The following is a 3,066-nucleotide window of genomic DNA, read 5'->3' on the forward strand; positions in this document are numbered from 1 at the left end:
GTTCTGGGTGAGCGGGGTGGTGCGCACCTTGTCCTGGGTGATCCTGCTGCAGGATTCGGGCGTCATCAATTCGCTGCTGCGCGCGGCTGGCTTCAGCGGCGTCAAGCTGATCCGCACCCAGACCGGCGTGGTGATCGGCATGGCGCAGGTGCTTTTGCCATTCATGATCCTGCCGCTCTATTCGGTCATGAAAGGCATCGACCTCAGGCTGATGCGAGCGGCGCGGAGCCTCGGCGCGTCACCGTTCCGCGCGTTCTTCACCGTCTACCTGCCGCTGTCGCTGCCGGGCGTCTATGCCGGTGCCATCATCGTCTTCATCCTGGCGCTGGGCTTCTACATCACGCCGGCGCTGCTAGGCGGCCCGCGCTCGACCATGCTGTCAACGCTGGTGCAGACGCAGGTGCTCAGCCTGCTGCAATGGGGCCGTGGCGGCGCGATGGGCGTGGTGCTGCTCGTCGCCACCTTCCTGCTGCTGGCGCTGGCGGCGCCGGTGATGCGCTCCAGGCACCGGGAAGCGGGGCGACGCTGATGGAGATGAAGCCCCTCACGCGCGTCGTCCTCGGGCTCGTCTGCCTGCTGGTGGCGATATGGCTGGTGGCGCCGACGCTCGTCGTCGTGCCGATGTCGTTCAACGCCAACAAGTCGCTGGCGTTTCCGCCGCAAGGCTTCTCCTGGCAATGGTACCAGAACTTCGCCACAAGCCCGGAATGGTCCACCAGCTTCCTGAACTCGCTCAAGGTTGCCTCGTTGGTGGCGGTGCTGGCGACGGTGCTCGGCACGCTGGCGGCCTTTGGCCTCGACCGCATGAAGGCGCGGCCGGCCAACCTTTTGCGGATGCTGATGCTGACGCCGATGGTGGTGCCCGGCGTGGTGCTGGCCATCGGCATTTATGCCGTCTATCTCGAAACCCACCTGGTCGGAACGATGCTGGGCTTCGTGCTTGCCCACACCATCCTTGCGCTTCCTTTCGTGCTGATCGCCGTCTCAGCCAGTCTCGAAGTGTTCGACAGGCGGCTGGAGACGGCGGCGGCGAGCCTCGGCGCCGGTGCGCTGACGACGTTCCGCACGGTAACGCTGCCGCTGATCCTGCCCGGCATCCTGTCCGGCCTGCTGTTCGCCTTCGCCACCTCCTTCGACGAGATCGTCGTGTCGCTGTTCATCACCAATCCCTACCTGAAGACATTGCCCGTGCAGATCTTCTCTTCCATCACGCGCGACGCCGACCCGACGGTCGCCGCGGTCGGCACGATCCTTTTGTGCGCCACCACGATCCTGATCGGTGGCGGCATGCTTCTCCTTGGCCGCGAGCGGAAGGGACGCCAATGAACCCAAGGCAGGCGAGCAAGGGCGCGGCGATCGACCTGGAGTCGATCAGCAAGGCCTATGGCGGCTTCAAGGCGCTGGACGGCGTCTCGCTTCGCATCGAGCCCGGCGAATTCATGACGCTGCTCGGGCCAAGCGGCTCCGGCAAGACGACGACGCTCAACGTCATCGCCGGCTTCACCGATGTGACCAGTGGCAAGCTCCTGGTCGGGGACAAAAGCGTCGTCGGCGTGCCGGCGCACAAGCGCAACATCGGCGTCGTCTTCCAGCACTACGCGCTGTTCCCGCACATGACGGTCGGCCGCAACGTGGCCTATCCACTGACGTTGCGCGGCGTCGGGCAGGATGAGCGCAAGGCGCGGGTGACGCGGGCGCTCGACATGGTCAAAATGGGCGACTTCGCGCATCGCTACCCTAGCGAATTGTCGGGCGGCCAGCAGCAGCGCGTGGCGCTGGCCCGCGCCATCGTCTTCGACCCGCCGCTTTTGTTGATGGACGAGCCGCTCGGCGCGCTCGACAAAAAGCTGCGCGAATGGCTGCAGCTTGAGATCAAGCGCATCCATCGCGAGCTCGGCACCACCTTCGTCTATGTCACGCACGACCAGGAAGAGGCGCTGGTGCTGTCGGACCGCATTGCGGTGTTCAATCGCGGCCAGATCGAGCAGGTCGGCACCGGCCGGCAGCTCTACGACGAACCGGCGACGCTGTTCGTCGGCCGCTTCATCGGCGACTCCACGGTGTTGCGCGGCGAGGCGCGGAGCGACGGCACGAGCACGGCATTGCGCATTGCCGGCGAGACGGTGACGGCGCCGAAGCGCATCAACGGGCAAGCCAACCCGGTGATGCTGCTGCGTCCCGAAAAGCTTGCCATCCGCCGGCCCGGCCAGGATGCCGCAAACGGCGCCAACCGGCTGCCGGGAACGATCGCGGAAGCCATCTATCTCGGCTCGGGGTCGAAATACGAAGTCAAGCTCGCCGACGGTTCGACCGCGATCGTGCGCTCGCCGCTGACCGGCGACAGCTTCGGCCTCGGCGAACCAGTGGAGCTTTGCTTCGATGGTGCAGACGCCAAGCTTCTGGCCGATGACAGCGCGGCAGACACAACGCTGACCTGACCCCGATTGATCCGTTCCAACCAATCCGAAAGTCATCCCATGCAAGCCAAGCGCAACGGCGACATATCGTTCTGGTATGCGGATATCGGCGGAGTTCCCGCGCCCCGGCCGCCCTTGCCCGGCGATATCGAGGCCGATGTCGCGATCGTCGGCGCCGGCTATACCGGCTTGTGGACCGCCTACTATTTGAAGAAGGCGAGGCCCTCGCTGCGCATCGCGCTGATCGAGCGCGAATTCGCCGGGTTCGGTGCCTCGGGCCGCAACGGCGGCTGGCTGTCGGGCGGCTTCACCTGGTCGCGAGAGAAGTATCTCAAGACCTCGACGCGGCAAGGCGTCAGCGCCATGCAGGCGGCGATGGCCGGCTGCGTCGACGAGGTGATCCGGGTGGCGGCCGCCGAAGGCATCGATGCCGACATCCGCCGCGTCGACAATCTGACGGTGGCCACCAATCCGGCGCAGGTCGAACGCGCGCGCGAGGAATGCGAGACGATCCGCGCCTGGGATGTCGATCCGAACCGCGTCGAGATCCTCGATCAAGCGGCGACGCGGGCGCGCATCAATGTCCGCGACGTCCTGGGCGGCTTCGTCGTCCATGGCCAGGCGCGGGTGCAGCCGGCCAAGCTGGTGG

4 protein-coding genes are annotated in these 3,066 nt (G+C 66.1%); all 4 read left to right on the top strand.

Annotation, left to right across the window (positions count from 1 at the left end; all coding sequences use genetic code 11):
• Nucleotides 1-529, top strand: a 529-nt coding sequence (locus EOA33_RS30070) for an ABC transporter permease (RefSeq protein ID WP_145989353.1), incomplete at its 5' end; no start/stop codon positions are given.
• Nucleotides 529-1,326, top strand: coding sequence for an ABC transporter permease (locus EOA33_RS30075; protein ID WP_127407295.1), 798 nt, complete (start codon nt 529-531; stop codon nt 1,324-1,326). The genes EOA33_RS30070 and EOA33_RS30075, both read left to right, overlap by 1 nt.
• Nucleotides 1,323-2,438 (top strand): ABC transporter ATP-binding protein, encoded by a 1,116-nt coding sequence (locus EOA33_RS30080; protein WP_127407296.1) that lies wholly within the window; start codon nt 1,323-1,325, stop codon nt 2,436-2,438. The genes EOA33_RS30075 and EOA33_RS30080 overlap by 4 nt, the downstream gene beginning before the upstream one ends.
• A gap of 39 nt (nt 2,439-2,477) precedes the next feature.
• Nucleotides 2,478-3,066: FAD-dependent oxidoreductase (locus EOA33_RS30085; RefSeq protein WP_127407297.1), on the top strand; the 589-nt coding region annotated here is incomplete at its 3' end.

Origin of the sequence: Mesorhizobium sp. M4A.F.Ca.ET.050.02.1.1, from assembly GCF_003997725.1 — a bacterium.
Lineage (GTDB): Bacteria > Pseudomonadota > Alphaproteobacteria > Rhizobiales > Rhizobiaceae > Mesorhizobium.